At 53.1% G+C, this 15497-nt stretch carries 16 protein-coding genes, 1 tRNA gene and 1 other RNA gene; 6 read left to right on the forward strand and 12 right to left on the reverse strand.

The window, feature by feature from the left end; translation table 11 throughout:
- Positions 1 to 7: 7 nt before the first annotated feature.
- The 8 genes from ABMV07_RS09350 to cobC form a co-directional block, all read right to left on the reverse strand.
- Positions 8 to 682, reverse strand: coding sequence for a DUF1648 domain-containing protein (locus ABMV07_RS09350; protein WP_088266782.1), 675 nt, complete (start codon positions 680 to 682; stop codon positions 8 to 10).
- A gap of 19 nt (positions 683 to 701) precedes the next feature.
- An RNA gene (rnpB, locus tag ABMV07_RS09355) (RNase P RNA component class A) lies at positions 702 to 1126 on the reverse strand.
- 39 nt (positions 1127 to 1165) lie between these two features.
- On the reverse strand, positions 1166 to 1363 hold the full coding sequence (locus ABMV07_RS09360; protein WP_196977530.1) for a hypothetical protein: 198 nt from the start codon (positions 1361 to 1363) through the stop codon (positions 1166 to 1168).
- Between the two features lie 82 nt (positions 1364 to 1445).
- On the reverse strand, positions 1446 to 1571 hold the full coding sequence (locus ABMV07_RS09365; protein WP_268841289.1) for a hypothetical protein: 126 nt from the start codon (positions 1569 to 1571) through the stop codon (positions 1446 to 1448).
- A gap of 92 nt (positions 1572 to 1663) precedes the next feature.
- Positions 1664 to 2797 carry a bifunctional RNase H/acid phosphatase gene (locus ABMV07_RS09370; RefSeq protein WP_197691734.1) on the reverse strand — a complete coding sequence of 378 codons (1134 nt, stop codon included), beginning with the start codon at positions 2795 to 2797 and terminating at the stop codon, positions 1664 to 1666.
- Positions 2797 to 3513, reverse strand: a complete 717-nt coding sequence (locus ABMV07_RS09375) for a zinc ribbon domain-containing protein (RefSeq protein WP_088266784.1) — start codon at positions 3511 to 3513, stop codon at positions 2797 to 2799. Before ABMV07_RS09375 ends, ABMV07_RS09370 begins: the two co-directional genes overlap by 1 nt.
- A gap of 79 nt (positions 3514 to 3592) precedes the next feature.
- Entirely contained in the window at positions 3593 to 4729 is a 1137-nt protein-coding gene (locus ABMV07_RS09380) for a Nif3-like dinuclear metal center hexameric protein (protein ID WP_088266785.1), read from the reverse strand.
- A 2-nt stretch (positions 4730 to 4731) separates the two neighbouring features.
- Positions 4732 to 5766 carry an Rv2231c family pyridoxal phosphate-dependent protein CobC gene (gene cobC, locus ABMV07_RS09385; protein WP_088266786.1) on the reverse strand — a complete coding sequence of 345 codons (1035 nt, stop codon included), beginning with the start codon at positions 5764 to 5766 and terminating at the stop codon, positions 4732 to 4734.
- Positions 5767 to 5796: 30 nt separating this feature from the next.
- Between cobC and ABMV07_RS09390 the strand changes: the two genes are divergently transcribed.
- From ABMV07_RS09390 to ABMV07_RS09400, 3 genes are read left to right on the forward strand one after another with little or no spacing between them, the layout of a single operon-like run.
- Positions 5797 to 6441 carry an HAD-IA family hydrolase gene (locus ABMV07_RS09390; RefSeq protein WP_196977523.1) on the forward strand — a complete coding sequence of 215 codons (645 nt, stop codon included), beginning with the start codon at positions 5797 to 5799 and terminating at the stop codon, positions 6439 to 6441.
- Entirely contained in the window at positions 6425 to 6925 is a 501-nt protein-coding gene (locus tag ABMV07_RS09395) for a low molecular weight protein-tyrosine-phosphatase (protein ID WP_088266788.1), read from the forward strand. Before ABMV07_RS09390 ends, ABMV07_RS09395 begins: the two co-directional genes overlap by 17 nt.
- Positions 6918 to 7787, forward strand: a complete 870-nt coding sequence (locus tag ABMV07_RS09400; RefSeq protein ID WP_374064525.1) for an SURF1 family protein — start codon at positions 6918 to 6920, stop codon at positions 7785 to 7787. The genes ABMV07_RS09395 and ABMV07_RS09400 overlap by 8 nt, the downstream gene beginning before the upstream one ends.
- Here ABMV07_RS09400 and cbiB read toward each other — a convergent pair.
- The 3 genes from cbiB to ABMV07_RS09415 form a co-directional block, all read right to left on the reverse strand.
- Entirely contained in the window at positions 7781 to 8683 is a 903-nt protein-coding gene (gene cbiB, locus ABMV07_RS09405; protein WP_088266827.1) for an adenosylcobinamide-phosphate synthase CbiB, read from the reverse strand. The genes ABMV07_RS09400 and cbiB overlap by 7 nt on opposite strands.
- Before the next feature lie 66 nt (positions 8684 to 8749).
- A tRNA-Val gene (locus ABMV07_RS09410) sits at positions 8750 to 8822 on the reverse strand.
- Positions 8823 to 8912: 90 nt separating this feature from the next.
- Positions 8913 to 9350: a DUF3052 domain-containing protein gene (locus tag ABMV07_RS09415; RefSeq protein ID WP_088266790.1), complete on the reverse strand. Its 438-nt coding sequence runs from the start codon at positions 9348 to 9350 to the stop codon at positions 8913 to 8915.
- Between the two features lie 220 nt (positions 9351 to 9570).
- Between ABMV07_RS09415 and aceE the strand changes: the two genes are divergently transcribed.
- Together aceE and ABMV07_RS09425 are read left to right on the forward strand one after the other, a co-directional pair.
- The gene (aceE, locus tag ABMV07_RS09420) at positions 9571 to 12306 is read left to right on the forward strand and encodes a pyruvate dehydrogenase (acetyl-transferring), homodimeric type (protein WP_088266791.1); all 2736 of its coding nucleotides are present in this window, start codon (positions 9571 to 9573) and stop codon (positions 12304 to 12306) included.
- A gap of 222 nt (positions 12307 to 12528) precedes the next feature.
- Positions 12529 to 12993 carry a hypothetical protein gene (locus tag ABMV07_RS09425; RefSeq protein ID WP_374064526.1) on the forward strand — a complete coding sequence of 155 codons (465 nt, stop codon included), beginning with the start codon at positions 12529 to 12531 and terminating at the stop codon, positions 12991 to 12993.
- Here the strand turns inward: ABMV07_RS09425 and ABMV07_RS09430 are convergent.
- Positions 12984 to 14333, reverse strand: a complete 1350-nt coding sequence (locus ABMV07_RS09430) for an IS256-like element IS1132 family transposase (protein ID WP_374064527.1) — start codon at positions 14331 to 14333, stop codon at positions 12984 to 12986. The two genes, ABMV07_RS09425 and ABMV07_RS09430, sit on opposite strands and share 10 nt — an antisense overlap.
- A 260-nt stretch (positions 14334 to 14593) precedes the next feature.
- On the opposite strand from ABMV07_RS09430, the gene ABMV07_RS09435 reads away from it, so the two are divergent.
- Entirely contained in the window at positions 14594 to 15442 is an 849-nt protein-coding gene (locus ABMV07_RS09435; protein ID WP_234914270.1) for a hypothetical protein, read from the forward strand.
- The last annotated feature ends 55 nt before the right edge of the window (positions 15443 to 15497 follow it).

A 15497-nucleotide genomic window follows, 5' to 3' on the forward strand; every position in this document is an offset into this window, starting at 1 on the left:
TCGGCGATTAGTTCAGCCACACCAGAAGTACAACAAGGATGCCTGGGGAAAATAATACAGCCATGACAAACCACGACATAGGCTTGGATAGGTTGAACGTAAAATGTGAGCGATCGTCGTTCGTGGGAATGAGTATTCGCTGATCGTCAGCATCGAAGTAGAAGCCATATTTCATCTTGTCTAGCTGATAGGCCGTTGGCGGCAGCTTCTTATCAATGTCGCGCTGTTTCCGAGAAAGAACAACGATGATAGCGATGCTGCCCAAAATCGTCACTGCTATCACAAAAATGAAAAGCCAGGCCGCGTAGTACTGAAAGGACATCGATGCCAAGAGAGTAAAAAAGACAGCGGTAAATACGATAAGGAGGAAAACCTGCACCCACGGTAGCGTCGCTTCTCTAGAAGACCTATCGCGTAACGTTTGCCCCTCACCATAGCGCTGAAACGCCCACATCCCCCATTGAAAGCCAAGAAATATTGCCCCAAGAATTAAGTAGGTCGCTAGATACCCGCCCCATGTTTTAGCCTGAAATCCATCAGGTTGCCCGTTGGCACCAAAATGAATAGGCATGGGATCAGGCACAGAGCCAAATCGGCCGATAGCAATGCTGATAACGACGAGTGTTACCAGCGTTGACGCAATGTTTAAAACCAGACTCGTTCGGCGTGTCGTTGCTGCCATGTCCCCCAGTGTATAAAAACGAATGAGCCAGCCTATAAGCCGGATTCTGTACTCACCCCCGACAAGCGGAGATCAGCGGCGATCATCCATCTGGACGAAACCATCACTGGCCGCCTCAAGCAGCTACCCACGAACTCAGGCGAGCAGCCTTCAAGCGTTCGTGCAGACATACCGTCTGAAACAACGGTACGCCCTAATGCCTTGCTCCCAGTGGGGTTTACCTAGCCGAGATAGTCACCTATCTCGCTGGTGCGCTCTTACCGCACCGTTTCACCCTTACCTAGAAAAATTCTAGGCGGTTTACTTTCTGTTGCACTTGCCCGCGGGTCACCCCGGGTTGTTGTTAACAATCACCGTGCTCTGTGGAGTCCGGACTTTCCTCGTCCTTGCGCCACCATGTTCATCGCATGTGGTACGCAAAGTCGCGATCGCCCAGCCGGCTCATCCGCGCGGTTTACTCTACCCCCATTGTGCTCTTAGGCGCTACTTTTTCATGGTGAGCAATGCGCCGGCAATAGCAAACAGCCACGAATCCTTAGCAAGTGGCAGCCCGCTTTGTGACGGACGAATGCCGTCTTTTTCCGTGTTGGATTCTTCGCCGAAGTACATGCTCAACAGGACTGAGGAGAAGGCACCCAACATCAATCCGGCTAGTTTGTTGGGAACGACCGGAAGGAGCAATGAGGCGCCAATGCCGGTTTCGGAAGCAGAAATGACCTTGGTAAAAAGCTGTGGGTCGATGTTTTTACAGCAGGGATACCGCTTACTGCCATGCCGTGAATGTATTCTGCGCTTTCTTTGGGAAGTTCATTTTGCCAATGCCGGTGTTAAGAATAAAGGCACCTGCAATGCTTCGAAGGAACATGCTTGCAATCTTGTTGTTAGCCATGATGGCAACCTTTCACGTTTTCTAAGAAGTTGATTGGCTGCCACAATACTCAACCACGTTGACTTGTCAACATGGTTGAGTTCTTTTTCCGGCTACCCGTAGAGATAATGCGTATCGTTCACGTTTCGCACGCATGTTGGCCCATCGGAGTAAAACTCAGCGACCGAAATAGACGCCAAATCCAAATGCATACGATGAAACATCGACGCGGAGGCATCCAAAGCTTGACGCAAAATGGATTTAATCGGAGTCACGTGACTTACCACGACGATGGTTTTACCAGCATATTCGCGTTCTAATTCTTCACGAACTTTCTTCACCCTGCGGTGAACTTGCTGTAAAGATTCTCCAGCTGGTGGTGCGGTTCGCGGGTCATCTAACCACGCGCTATGAAGTTTCGGATCAGCCTCGTGTGCCTGAGAAAACGACAGTCCATCCCACTGACCAAAATCCATCTCAATCAGGCCATCAATAGTGCGCACTGGCATATTCCCCAGTTGTTCAGAGACTTCATGGGCGGTCTGCTGGCAACGCTGCAAAGGCGAGGCCACGATCGCATCGATTCCGCCACGACGACCAATAAATGCCGCAGCCCGGCGCGCCTGTTCAAGGCCAACACTGGTGAGCTCGGGGTTACTCCTACCGCTATATTGGCGAGCCGCCGACATCGCTGTTTGACCGTGGCGAAGCAAAACGAAACGCGTCGCCTGGGTAGTCGCCCCATTCCACACCGCAGGAGATGTTCTGGTTTCGACTACCTTTTCTTCAGAAGCAGTCTTCGCTGCAGGTTCTTCTAATTCAAGAAATCCAACTGCAGCGCCTTCAGCAAGAGCATCCATCGCTTTATTTGCAAGTGCATCCGCATGAGAGTTTTCGCTTCTCGGAATCCATTCGTAGATTACGGAACCTATCGACGAGGCAACTTTCTTACACTCCAGCGCCAGTTCTTTCATGTCTGGGTGCTTGATCTTCCACCGCCCCGACATTTGCTCAACAACTAGCTTGGAATCCATCCGAACCGATACTTCGGTGGCTCCGAGTTCCGCTGCTCCACGTAGCCCGTTGAGCAGGCCATGGTATTCCGCTACGTTATTGGTAGCTTTACCCACCACATAGGAGTATTCCTTGAGAACTTGGGAGCGATCGGCGTTGTAGATAAGCGTGCCGGATCCAGCGATTCCGGGGTTTCCTCGGGAACCGCCGTCTGCCTCGATGATGACCTTCATTAATCTCCTTGACGTACCAAGTAGCTTCCGCAGTCTGGGCATTGTGGCAAGACGTTCATTGGCGCACGACGAATGATAGAAATATCTGCCGGCGGCAAGATGATAAAGCATCCGCCACAGCTGCGGTTATTAAACGAGGCTACGCCGACTTCGTTTTCATCGCGCTGCTCATCAAATTGAGTTACCACAACACTAGGTAATTCCAAGCGAAGGGTTTCAATGCGCTCATGTCGATCAGCGGCGGTAGTGTCCTCACCCAAGGCATCCACGGCTGCACGGGCTTTATCAATACGCGCTTCAGTATCGCTCACGCGTTGTTGGTTGAGGTCGCGGTTGTTGCGCAAAGCGTGGATCTCGTTGTGTGCTTCTTGTAATTCACTCATGAGATCCGCAATACGCGACTTAGCGGCATAAATGTCGTACTTGATATCGCGTCGTTTTTCTTCGTCGACCTCCGCCGCAAGCTGGCGCTTACCTTCTGCTTCACGACGCCTCAGTTTGCGCTCGTCTTCTTGAACACGACGGATCTCGAGCTCCATGTCATCAACGGCGACGTTGGCTGCTGTAAGCGCACGGCGATTACCCTCTTGCTCCGCCAGCAGTCGATCGAGTTCCTTGCGCTCGTCGCTTACCTTGGGAGCTACCCCCGAGTTCTCGGCCCGAGTGAGCGTTGCAAGCTCCAGCAATAGGGGTTGTAGGTGGCGATCCAGCTTCATCAGAATTCCTCATCTTCACGTATTCGTGCGAGCCTCATTGTTGAGTTTTCCTGTTGCATACTAGTCCCACCCACGTGGTTTAACGAAGTTGCGGATGTGCAGAGATATTCCAAGGATCCGTACGCAAAGTAGCAACTTCGACATCGAGCTGCGCAAACTCTTGTGCCAACAGTTCTTGAACTTGATACGTCCACGGGAACTCGCTCGCCCAGTGCGCGGTATCAATCAGCAACGGACCTTGAGCACGTCGCGACTCATCAGCAGGATGGTGCCGTAGATCGGACGTGACATAGACGTCAACACCTAGGGCTGCAACCGCGTCTAGGAAGGAATCACCGGAACCAGAGGAAACCGCAACGGTGTGCACCATCTGCTCAGGATCACCGGCTGCCCTAATCCCCCACGATGTCTCCGGAAGCGCATCAGCTACCTGCTGCACAAAGTCACCAAAACGCATTGGCTCCGGCAAAGTGCCAACTCGCCCAAGTCCTTCAGCCGTCTCAAGATCTTGAGTTGATTGCATGCTCACCACATCAAATGCCGGTTCCTCATAGGGGTGCGCTGCTCGGATAGCGTCGATAAGCGTGGTGCGAAGACGCGCCGGTGCCACGAACTCAACCCGTAGTTCTTCGGTGCGCTCAAGTTGTCTTGGATGTCCTACTACAGGCTGCGCGTTATGATGCGGTAGAAATTGTCCAGTACCTTTCCATTCAAAACTGCACTGGGAATAATCCCCGATAGCACCCGCCCCTGCTTCAAAAACAGCGTCTTTTACACTTTGTGCAGCAGATTCCGGTACATAAATTCCCCATTTATCAAGGCCTTTAAGAATGGGCTTCACCGGCCTACCTGGGGTAGTTCCCACTAACTCAGCTAATTTGTCATTAACACCTGGTCGTGCCGAATCCGCATTGGTATGGGCTGCAAACAATGCCACCCCACCAGTAATCAGTGTGTGAATAACCTTGCCTTTAGGGGTATCGGCAGCAACCGAGCTCACTCCCCGCAGTAATAATGGGTGGTGCACGATCAGCATATCGGCACCGATATCAACTGCCTTATCAGCAACTTCTTGAGTGCAGTCAAGGGCAAGCATCACCTTGGATACTGGCGCAGCAGGATCACCGCAGATAAGGCCTACTGCATCCCAAGATTCCGCGAGGTATGGTGGATACGCACGATCCATTACTTTTCTTACATCTGAAACGGTGATCATCGTTACTTCTTTACTCCAATAATGTTGTCGATAGCAGTTAGTAGCCGTTGTACTTGGTCACGAGGACGCACCGCAAGGCGCCAATAGGAAAAATCGAGTCCTGGGAAAGTATCGCATCGGCGAACAGCGATTCCTTGAGCTTTTAACGCCATTCGTAGCTTTTCTGGTTGCGTGCAAGGCGGTCGCATCAAGATATACGGGGCTTGAGAGCTGCTCACACACCTAAAGCCACTGTTGGTCAACATCTCAATCATCTCGGTACGCTGCGCTATCATCTCTGTTCGTCGCTCAGGCAACTGCATAATACCGGTGTCAAAAACTGCCTCAATGGCCCGAAGCTGCAGGGTACCCATGGGCCAGTGGCGTCGATACGCACTTAAGCGCGCAAGTGTTTCCGGACGGGCAATGGCGTAGCCTACTCGAAGCCCCGCGATTGACCACGTCTTTGTCAGACTGCGGAAGATAATGAGTTCACCTTCCACCGCATCAAGTTGATCGATCATCGAGTACTGTTCGCCGACGATGTCCAAAAATGCCTCGTCGATCACCACGGTACGCCCCAGCGCGCATAATTGAGCGAGGAGTTCTTTGCTGTGTACAACTCCTGTGGGATTGGTGGGGTTACCGATAACCACGAGGTCTGCGTTGGCGGGGATTTTTTCAAAAGAAAGCTCGAATGGGGGCGCCAAGATGCAGCGATGAACAGGGATGTGGGCGTCGGTTAAGACGATGTCTGGTTCGCTAAAACCTGGATGGATAATCACCGCGTTTTCAGGCTTTAGCTGCGGCAACATGGCGAAGCCTTCTGATACTCCCGATAGTACGAGTACGTGGTCTTCACTCACTCCGTGGTAGCGGGCGATCATAGCGGTCGCTACTGCTAGATCGCTGGAATGCGGATAGGCGGCTAGATCAGAAACGGCAGATTGTAGACGTTGAATGAGCCATGTAGGTGGTTGGGCCTCGGCAACGTTGACGGCAAAGTCGAGACGGGCCCCAAAGGCATCGTCGTCGCCGTGAATCCTAGAAAGTGACACTGCGTTGATTTTAGTGGGAGACTACTGGGTGTGGGAACTCTATTAATCGATGTTGACGGGACTGTGGTTGATTCCTATCCCGGTATCCGTGAGGCTTTTATTCACTCGATGACAACGGTGGGTATTCCGGTTCCGGAGGAATCGTGGCTGCGCCGTATCCCCGGCCCACCGATGGCAGAAACTATGCGCGCGCTTGGGCAATCCGATTCAGTTACAGCAGCTGCATTGGCATGTTTTAGGCAGCAATACGATCAGATTTCTTGGCGTAACTCTCAGCTTTTCGACGGCTGGTATGACGCTCTTAGTGAATGGCGATCTCAAGGTATTCGATTGTTTACCGCAACGAGTAAAAACGAGCACTTGGCACAACTTACCCTTGAATACTTAGGCGTTGCCGACTTGTTTGACTTCATTGGTGGCGCAGACCCCACGGTGGGACGTGAGACTAAGGCAGATGTGATTGCGCACGTTTTAGCTACGACTGAGACTTATGAGCACTCCCCTATTTTGATGATCGGCGATCGTAGTCATGACACCGAGGGTGCTGCAGCTTTTGGGATTCCGACGATGCTGGTCACATGGGGCTACGGTAACGAGCAAGAGTGGTTCCAAGCGGATTATCATGCACGTAATATGGCGGAGGCGAAAGGAATCGTACGTGACTTCTTCAACTGATAACTCCAGTAATCCAGCTTTTGTGATCACTTTTGTATGCACCGGCAATATTTGCCGTTCTCCGATGGCCGAGGTGATCTGCACAAGCGTTTTAGAAGACGAAGGGTTAAGCCACGCTATTCGTGCTAATTCCTGCGGTACTGGTGGGTGGCATGTGGGCCAAGAGGCTGATTCTCGAGCAATCAACGAACTGCGCGCCTCGGGCTACGATGGCACGCATCACCGAGCAAGCCAACTCGGTGACCAGCATAGGAGTTCTGACCTGCTTATTGCGTTGGATTCTTCCCATCGCAATGCGCTTTTGCGAATGGGCTATCCAGCAGAAAAGGTGCGATTATTGCAGTCTTTTAATCCGGATTCTCATACTCCAGATGTTGCGGATCCTTACTATGGCACCGCCGCTGATTTTAAAACCACCCGCCGTGATATCGAGGCAGCTATGCCAGGTCTGATGGATTGGCTTCGGGAGGCCGTTCATGCCTAGGACGCACACAACTGCCACCGGCTGGAAGGTGTTTCTTACCCCTGGGTGGGTTCTCACCGCGGTACTTGCTATTGCTTTTTCTTACTTTGCTATCACGGTGTTGTCTCCGTGGCAGTTGGGCAAAGACCATGTCATCGTGGAGCGTAACGAGAAAATTGATGACGCTTTCAAGTCCGACCCTGCCTCTTATCAGTCTGTCTACGATGCACAGGGACGTATTAAAGACGGCCAAGAATGGATGCGGGTGTCGCTTAAAGGGCGTTTCGACGCAAACAATGAAGTGCTTCTGCGCATGCGTCCTGTAGAAGGCACCCCCGCGTATCAGTCTTTAGTGCCGTTTACTCTTGAAAGCGGTGAATCCCTGCTCATCCACCGTGGCTTTGTTCCAGGTGATGCCGCCAACGTTCCGGAGTTAGCAGCTATTCCTACTGGAACGGTCACTATCGTGGCGCATGCGCGTGCCAACGAAGGAATGCCTGCCAGTGCTCCTATGACAGCTCATGGTTACCAGCAGGTCTACGGCATTAACACCACACAAATTGGTGAGATCACGCATACAACTCTTGGCACTGATTTCGCGCAGCTTTCACAGGACCAACCTGGTGTGCTCAACGCCATGCCTATTCCACAGCTCGACCGCGGCAATCACCTTTCCTACGGCCTGCAGTGGATTGCGTTTGGAATTATGGCACCTCTTGGAGTTGCTTATTTTGTGTGGGCTGAGATTCGTGAGCGTCGTCGCAGCCGTGAGGAAGAAGAGCACATGGCCCAGCTTGCCGCGGCGGCTGAACCAGAGACTCCAGAAGATCGAGTGGCAACAAAAATGCGTAATCGTTACGGTAGCTCACGGCATAATCAGTAGCATCGCCACAGCATCAGTCCGGCGATAGCAACCGTCGCTGCAGCTTGTACACCGCGCGATAACCGAACTGCCTGACGTATCGTCGCCACGCTTGGCGACGGGCCGACACCTAGTGTCGGCCGTTTTTCTATGCCATAGGAGTAGCGAGTCTCACCGCCTAATGTGACCCCTAGCGCAGCAGCTGCCGTCGCTTCTACTGGCCCTGCGTTCGGGCTCGGGTGATGGGGTGCGTCAACACGCCAAGCGCGTAGAGCGGCGCGACTACGCCCCCGCATTGCGGCCACACCCACATGCGCCACCGCAGTCAGCCGTGCTGGCACCCACGCCATGGCGTCATCAAGTTTGGCTGCAGCCCACCCGAATTCAGAATAACGGTCGTTTTTGTATCCAACCATAGCGTCAAGGGTGTTGACACAACGATGTGCCACTACCCCACCAGCACCTAACGCCGCCCACACGACGGGGGCAATCGTGGAGTCTGACGTATTTTCTGCCAATGATTCGACAGTGGCACGCACTATGCCTGATTCATCCAAATACTTTGGATCCCGTGAGCACAACCACGGCACCAGATCCCTCGCAGCTTCTATATCATCGCGTTCTAAGGCACGTGCCATCCGGATTCCGGTATTTTCCAGTGTGCTGCCGCCAACAGCTGCCACCAAGCTTGCAGCTAAAGCCGCATTAGGATATTTCTTGCCTATCATCACAGCGGCAGCGGTCGGTGGCACCACCGTAACGGCAACGTAGATCGCACCACGGAGTTTCGATGGCGCATAGATTTTCTTTTCCACCCGCGTAGCCCATCGGCCAAACACTGCAACAGGATGCAGCGATCCCCCTGGATCACCAACGATACGATCGAGTACTACTCCGGATACAAGACCTGCGAGCATAACCATTCTCCCAAATACGAAGAGCACCTCCCCACAGTGTGTGAGGAGGTGCTCTTGCAACCATTGTGCGCCCTGACGGGATCGAACCGCCGACCTGCTGGGTGTAAACCAGCTGCTCTCCCAGCTGAGCTAAAGGCGCAGACCGTTATCAAAACTATAACCACTTGTTTCCAGTGACTGTCTTGGCAACGGAAGAAACTCTAACACACAACACGTCAGAAAAGAAAAACTACTGCTTATTACCCCTTTGCACAAGGCAAGAGCCTTGCCAAGCACCGAGACGTTCGGCCTTTGTTTGCACCAAACCGGCCAACTGAGCAGATTCAGAAATTTCACCGGGGTCAAGGGCGCCCTGTTTGCCGGCCCCTGGGGTGAGCAGCCAAATACGACCATTGTCTGCCAGCGGACGGATGGAGTCAACAAGACCATCGACCAAATCGCCATCGTCAGACCGCCACCACAGCAGGACTACGTCGCAAGCCTCGTCGGTTTCTTCGTCGAGAAGCTCCTCGCCGATGATATCTTCGATGGCTTCGCTGATTGTGCTGTCGCAATCCTCGTCCCATCCAACTTCTTGGACGGTCATGTCGGCTGCGATGCCAAGACGCTGAGCGTGGTGAGCTCCAGTCGTCTCAGTTTTTTTCTCCTTGAATTCTTGAGCGTTCATCGTCTAAGGACTTTACAGCTATTCCAGCAGTTTTACCGCTTTTATTGTGTAATCTCCGCAATTTTGCACCGTGATAGGGAGAACAGTTCCCCCAGAAAACAACACGACGGGGGCAATCACAGTATCCTGTAGTAAAACCTGTGGTGTTGTCACCATGTTTGGAGTACTCACCCATTCGTGGCCAACACCCACACGACACGTACAACTATGGAGGTGGCGAATGTCAGACCCCAATGAGGGTATGCGCCCTGAAGACAGCAACTTCGCGATGATCCGCGACGGTGTTGCTTCATATCTCAACGACGCCGACCCAGAAGAGACTCGCGAATGGATGGAATCTCTCGATGGCATGCTCGAGGGTTCCAGTCCCGATCGTGCCCGATTCCTAATGCTGCGTCTCCTCGAGCGCGCTTCGGCCCGTCGCGTTCCACTACCACCGATGACGTCGACAGACTTTGTCAACACCATCCCCACCACGATGGAACCTGAATTCCCCGGTGACGAGGAAATTGAGAAACGCTACCGTCGTTGGATCCGCTGGAATGCTGCCATCATGGTTCACCGCGCCCAGCGCCCAAGCATTGGTGTAGGTGGACACATCTCCACCTACGCTGGCGCAGCGCCACTGTATGAAGTCGGTTTCAACCACTTCTTCCGCGGCAAGGATCACCCAGGCGGTGGCGACCATGTGTTCTTCCAAGGCCACGCTTCCCCAGGAATGTATGCCCGCGCCTTCATGGAAGGTCGCCTGACCGAAGACGATCTCGACGGCTTCCGTCAAGAAGTATCGCGCCCACAGGGTGGACTCCCCTCCTACCCCCACCCTCACGGCATGAAGGACTTCTGGGAGTTCCCGACCGTGTCAATGGGCCTCGGCCCAATGGACGCTATTTACCAAGCACGCTTTAACCGCTACCTTCACAACCGCGGTATCAAGGACACCTCACAACAGCACGTCTGGGCGTTCCTTGGCGACGGCGAAATGGATGAGCCAGAATCTCGCGGCCTCATTCAGATGGCAGCGTTGAATAACTTGGACAACCTGACATTCGTTGTTAACTGCAACTTGCAGCGCCTCGACGGTCCTGTTCGCGGTAACACCAAGATCATTCAAGAGCTGGAGTCCTTCTTCCGCGGCGCCGGCTGGTCTGTTATTAAGGTTGTTTGGGGACGCGAGTGGGATCAACTCTTCGAAGCCGATAAAGATGGCGCTCTCGTTGACCTCATGAACACCACCTCTGATGGTGACTTCCAGACTTTTAAGGCTAACGACGGCGCCTACGTGCGCGAGCACTTCTTCAACCGCGATCCACGCACCGCCAAACTCGTCGAAGACTGGTCGGATGAAGACATCTGGAAGCTGCGCCGCGGTGGTCACGACTACCGCAAGATCTACGCCGCATTCCAGCGCGCGCTTGAGACAAAGGATCGCCCAACCGTGATTCTTGCTCACACCATTAAGGGCTACGGCTTGGGCCACAACTTCGAGGGCCGCAATGCCACCCACCAGATGAAGAAGCTCACTTTGGACGATCTCAAGCAGTTCCGCGATAAGCAAGGCGTACCAATTACCGACGAAGAATTGGAAAAGGATCCATATCTTCCTCCGTACTACCACCCAGGCGAGGATGCCCCAGAGATCAAGTACCTCTTGGAGCGTCGTAAGTCTTTGGGCGGATTCGTACCGGAGCGTCGCGAATCCTACACCCCGCTGCATGTCCCCGAGCTCGACAAGCTCCGCAGCCTCCGTAAAGGCTCCGGCAAGCAGCAAGTCGCCACCACCATGGCCGTGGTTCGCGCCTTCAAGGAACTCATGCGCGACCCAGAGCTGGGCAAGCGCATCGTCCCGATCATCCCTGACGAGGCACGTACCTTCGGCATGGACTCGTGGTTCCCAACCATGAAGATCTACAACCCACATGGTCAAAACTATGTGCCAGTAGACCATGACCTCATGCTTTCCTACCGTGAGGCCAAGGACGGCCAAATCCTCCACGAGGGCATAAACGAAGCCGGATCTACCGCTTCCTTCATTGCTGCAGCTACGTCCTACGCCACCCACGGCGAAGCCATGATCCCGCTGTACATCTTCTACTCAATGTTCGGTTTCCAGCGCACCGGCGATTCCTTCTGGGCCGCAGGCGATCAAATGGCACGTGGCTTCATCCTGGGCGCAACCGCCGGTCGTACAACCTTGACAGGCGAAGGTCTCCAGCACATGGATGGCCACTCCCAGATCTTGGCCTCGACCAACCCAGCGGTCGTTTCTTACGACCCAGCATTCTCCTACGAGATTGCCCACCTTCTGCGCGAAGGTATCGACCGCATGTACGGCCCAGGCCGCGGTGAGGACGTGATGTACTACCTCACCATCTACAACGAGCCAATTTCACAGCCGGCTGAGCCAGAGGACTTGGACGTTGAGGGCCTGCACAAGGGCGTTTACCTATACGAAAAGGCCGACGGTGGCGAGCACGAGGTGTCCCTCTTGGCGTCCGGCATTGGTATGCAACAAGCACTGCACGCCAAAGAGATTCTTCGCGACGAGTTCAACATCGGCGCTAACATCTTCTCGGTTACCTCTTGGGTAGAGTTGGCACGCGAAGGACACGCCAAGGAGCGTGAGGCACTGCGCAACCCAGGAATTGAGCAGGAAGAGGCGTTTGCCACCACCCAGCTCAAGAAGGGCTCCGGACCGTACATCGCCGTTTCCGATTTTGCTACCGATCTGCAAGAACAGATCCGCCGCTTTGTTCCAGGCGACTACACCACCTTGGGCGCCGACGGCTTCGGCTTCTCCGATACCCGCCCAGCCGCCCGTCGCTTCTTCAACATCGACGCCGAGTCCGTTGTTGTTGCAGCACTGAACGGCTTGGTAAAGCAAGGCAAGATTGATCGCAGCGTTGCAGCCGATGCAGCGCAGCGTTTCAACCTCACCGACCCAACCAAAGCTTAAATAATAGCTCGGTTGAACACCGTAGAACTTCTTCACTATTAGCGGAAGTTCTACGGTGTTTTCGTTTCCTCAATCGATATTTTCAGATTATTCCCACGACTCACCGTGATATTTTGCAACGCAGAACTAATTAGCAATTTAGTATATATTTTTACTAAGATTGCCAATTAATTATAAAGATTTGACTAAGTGAATCTTTATCCGACATAGAAAGAACTGCCCATGATCAACTCCGCACGCTGGGGAAAACATCTCCTCTCCGCAGGCTTGGCCACCACAATGATCGCCTCTAGCTTTGCAGTGCCTGCTGCGGAGGCGGTTAGCATCTCAGACAGCCAACCTTTCCCTCAAAGCCCTGGCAGGGCTAAGGAAGTTGGACCAAAATCGACATGCGATTCCGATCCCATATTTTTTGCGTACTACCGAACTTGGCGAGATAAGGCAATCACCTTAAAGGATGACGAGTCTCCTTTACTTCAGCCTCAAGTCAAGCTGACTGATTTACCAGAAGGAGTAAATTTCGTCTCCCTTTTCCATGTACCAAGCAATTTTAAAGATGATGCTAATTTTTGGGCTACTTTTAAGAATGAGTACCACCCTTCATTAAAAGAGCGCAATATTAAGGTAGTCCGAACAATTGGAGAGTGTCCGATTGTTTGTGTGCGGGGGGGCTTGGTTTACAAGTAGTCCGCGAATCGGTCGGGGTAAGCCACGGCTAGTTGGTTGATGGCTTGTTTCCACCCGGTGGCTTTCGCTCCTTCAATATAGCCGTTGCATTCGATCTCGCGCTTGGCTTTCTTCGCTCGCTGGGCAGCGCGCTTGTCCTCGATGTTGCAGATCATCAGCCACAGCGTTTTCAGCGCCGCGGTATCGTTCGGGAACTGGCCGCGGTTGCGGGTGGCTTTCCGCAGCTCAGCATTCAGCGATTCGATCGAATTCGTGGTGTAGAGTACCCGCCGTGCCGCAGGCGGGAACTGCAAAAATGGCACAAACCGGTCCCAGGCGTCGCGCCAGACTTTGACCGATTGCGGGTATTTACGGCCCAGTTCACTGGCCTCGAATGCGTCCAGGGCGGCGCGGGCGGTGTCCTCGGTCGGTGCGGTGTAGACCTCCCGTAGCGCACTTGATACGGGTTTGCGGTCTTGGTAGGACACCCACCTGTTGGCCGCCCGGATCAGGTGCACGATACAGGTCTGCACCATGGAATTCGGCCAGGTTGCCTCCACGGCTTCCGGCAGGCCTTTGAGCCCGTCGCAGCAGACGATGAACACGTCTTGGACCCCACGGTTGGCAAGGTCAGCGCACACGGATGCCCAAAAACTGGCGCCTTCATTGTCTGCGATCCACAATCCCAGGATGTGCTTGATGCCGTCCATGTCGACGCCTACCGCCATATAACAGGCCTTGTTGACCACGCGGTGGCCATCGCGGATCTTCACTCGCAGCGCGTCGAGGAAGATCACTGGGTAGAACTCGTCGAGCTGGCGGTTTTGCCAGATCATGACCTCTTCTAACACCGCGTCGGTAATGGTGCTGATCGTATCTGGGCTCATATCCACCCCGAGGGTGGTGGCGAGGTGGTGGCAAATATCGCGCACGGTCATCCCACCGGCGTACAGGGAGATGATCATGTCATCAAGCTCCGTCAGACGGCGGGTGCCTTTAGGCAGCATCCGCGGCGTAAACGTGCCAGCTCGATCCCGGGGCATAGTCACATCAAAGGTGCCGTAGCCAGAGTTGACGGTTTTGGTGTACGACCCGTTGCGGTGATTGCCACCATCCGGGGTGCCCAGCTGGGCTTTCGCCGTACGATCAGAGTGCGCGTATCCCAGATGCGCGTCCATTTCAGCCTGCAGACCAGCGTTGATCGATGCCTGCAAAAGACCTTTGACCAGGTCGCTGGCATCATCGGTGGAAGTCGACAACTCGCCGATCAGTTCGGCGATTTCCGGATTTTCCATCAGCTTAGTGCTGATCTCGTTGACCCTGTTCGGGTCATGACCTTTCCTCGGTGACACGGTAGTCATTATCAGTGAAACTCCTTCTGGATCAGAGCCTCACACACAAAACACCTGACACCCTCAACAATTGACGTCTCTACGCTTTTAAAAAAAGCCACTGAAAAAGGGTTGCACGAAAAATATAACGAACCCTCTCGCGGTTATCGGGATGCTGCCCGCGAAATTTACTCACAATTTGTGACTGCCAATAATTTGGATGGCCTCGACATTGATATGGAAGATCACGATCTACACAAATCGATAAATAAAAGTGGCAGCTTCGCCACATGATGACTGCTCTTTCAGAAATCGCAGGGCCTCAAGCTATCGAAAATAGGGGACGCTCCCAAAATGATCCAAATTATAAATATCTAATTTTCGATACCCCCTCCGACAGCGAAAAATACCAAGTCGGACTTGTGGCCGACCTCGTTGACTACGTTCTTGTTCAAACATATAGAGAAACAGAAACACCTCAAGCTGCGTGGAATGACTTCAGAGATAAAGTGAATTCGTGCCAATTTCTTGTGGGATACTCCAACCCAGAGGAAAACGATAAAACTAATAAAGGTCAATTTATCGCAGGGATAGGTAACCCAGAAAAATCTGGAGCTGTAGGACGTGCAAAGTGGCAGCCACAAAATGGAATTAAGGCAGGAACTTTCACCTACGCTATTGATCGTGATGGCAGCACTTACGAAGAACCATCGTATTCAAGGTTGTCTCCTACTGATTTCAAGTTTGCACAATACGCAATCGTTGCTAACGATCCCGCTAAGTTTGAGGCCAAGAAGAAATCTATCGAATCCAAGCTGGATAGCGCCCCTTCTACCGATCAAGCCGCGAAACAAACTCTTCGTGTAAAAATCACCCAAGCACCCACCTATTCGGCACTTGCAGACGCTGAAAAAGAGATCGACAAGCTCCCCCAGCTCCCTGAAACTATGAACCAGCAGTCTGCTGCCCCTGCCGCTCCGATGAACACACCAGGCACGCAACAAAAACACGATATTGGAACACCTACACCAGGCACAGAGAAGAAATCGTCTAGCTCGTTGTGGAGAATCTTGATGACTGTTACCGCAGGTCTTATGGCTATTTTTGGTGGTTTCTTTGCCATGTTTCTTCGCCGTTAAAAATTGAGCAATCCGATTGTAATGAGTGCTCCGAAGTATTCAATGTAAGCATCGT

This window comes from Corynebacterium belfantii (assembly GCF_041898185.1).
GTDB lineage: Bacteria > Actinomycetota > Actinomycetes > Mycobacteriales > Mycobacteriaceae > Corynebacterium > Corynebacterium belfantii.

Bases quoted from the DNA above. Each gene is read 5' to 3' on its own strand.
- ABMV07_RS09430 (WP_374064527.1), bottom strand. From the start codon at position 14,333: ATGACTACCGTGTCACCGAGGAAAGGTCATGACCCGAACAGGGTCAAC.
- ABMV07_RS09425 (WP_374064526.1), top strand. From the start codon at position 12,529: ATGATCAACTCCGCACGCTGGGGAAAACATCTCCTCTCCGCAGGCTTG.
- ABMV07_RS09380 (WP_088266785.1), bottom strand. From the start codon at position 4,729: ATGATCACCGTTTCAGATGTAAGAAAAGTAATGGATCGTGCGTATCCA.
- ABMV07_RS09415 (WP_088266790.1), bottom strand. From the start codon at position 9,350: ATGAACGCTCAAGAATTCAAGGAGAAAAAAACTGAGACGACTGGAGCT.
- aceE (WP_088266791.1), top strand. From the start codon at position 9,571: ATGTCAGACCCCAATGAGGGTATGCGCCCTGAAGACAGCAACTTCGCG.
- cbiB (WP_088266827.1), bottom strand. From the start codon at position 8,683: ATGCTCGCAGGTCTTGTATCCGGAGTAGTACTCGATCGTATCGTTGGT.
- ABMV07_RS09400 (WP_374064525.1), top strand. From the start codon at position 6,918: ATGCCTAGGACGCACACAACTGCCACCGGCTGGAAGGTGTTTCTTACC.
- ABMV07_RS09350 (WP_088266782.1), bottom strand. From the start codon at position 682: ATGGCAGCAACGACACGCCGAACGAGTCTGGTTTTAAACATTGCGTCA.
- ABMV07_RS09375 (WP_088266784.1), bottom strand. From the start codon at position 3,513: ATGAAGCTGGATCGCCACCTACAACCCCTATTGCTGGAGCTTGCAACG.
- ABMV07_RS09370 (WP_197691734.1), bottom strand. From the start codon at position 2,797: ATGAAGGTCATCATCGAGGCAGACGGCGGTTCCCGAGGAAACCCCGGA.
- ABMV07_RS09365 (WP_268841289.1), bottom strand. From the start codon at position 1,571: ATGGCTAACAACAAGATTGCAAGCATGTTCCTTCGAAGCATTGCAGGT.
- ABMV07_RS09435 (WP_234914270.1), top strand. From the start codon at position 14,594: ATGATGACTGCTCTTTCAGAAATCGCAGGGCCTCAAGCTATCGAAAAT.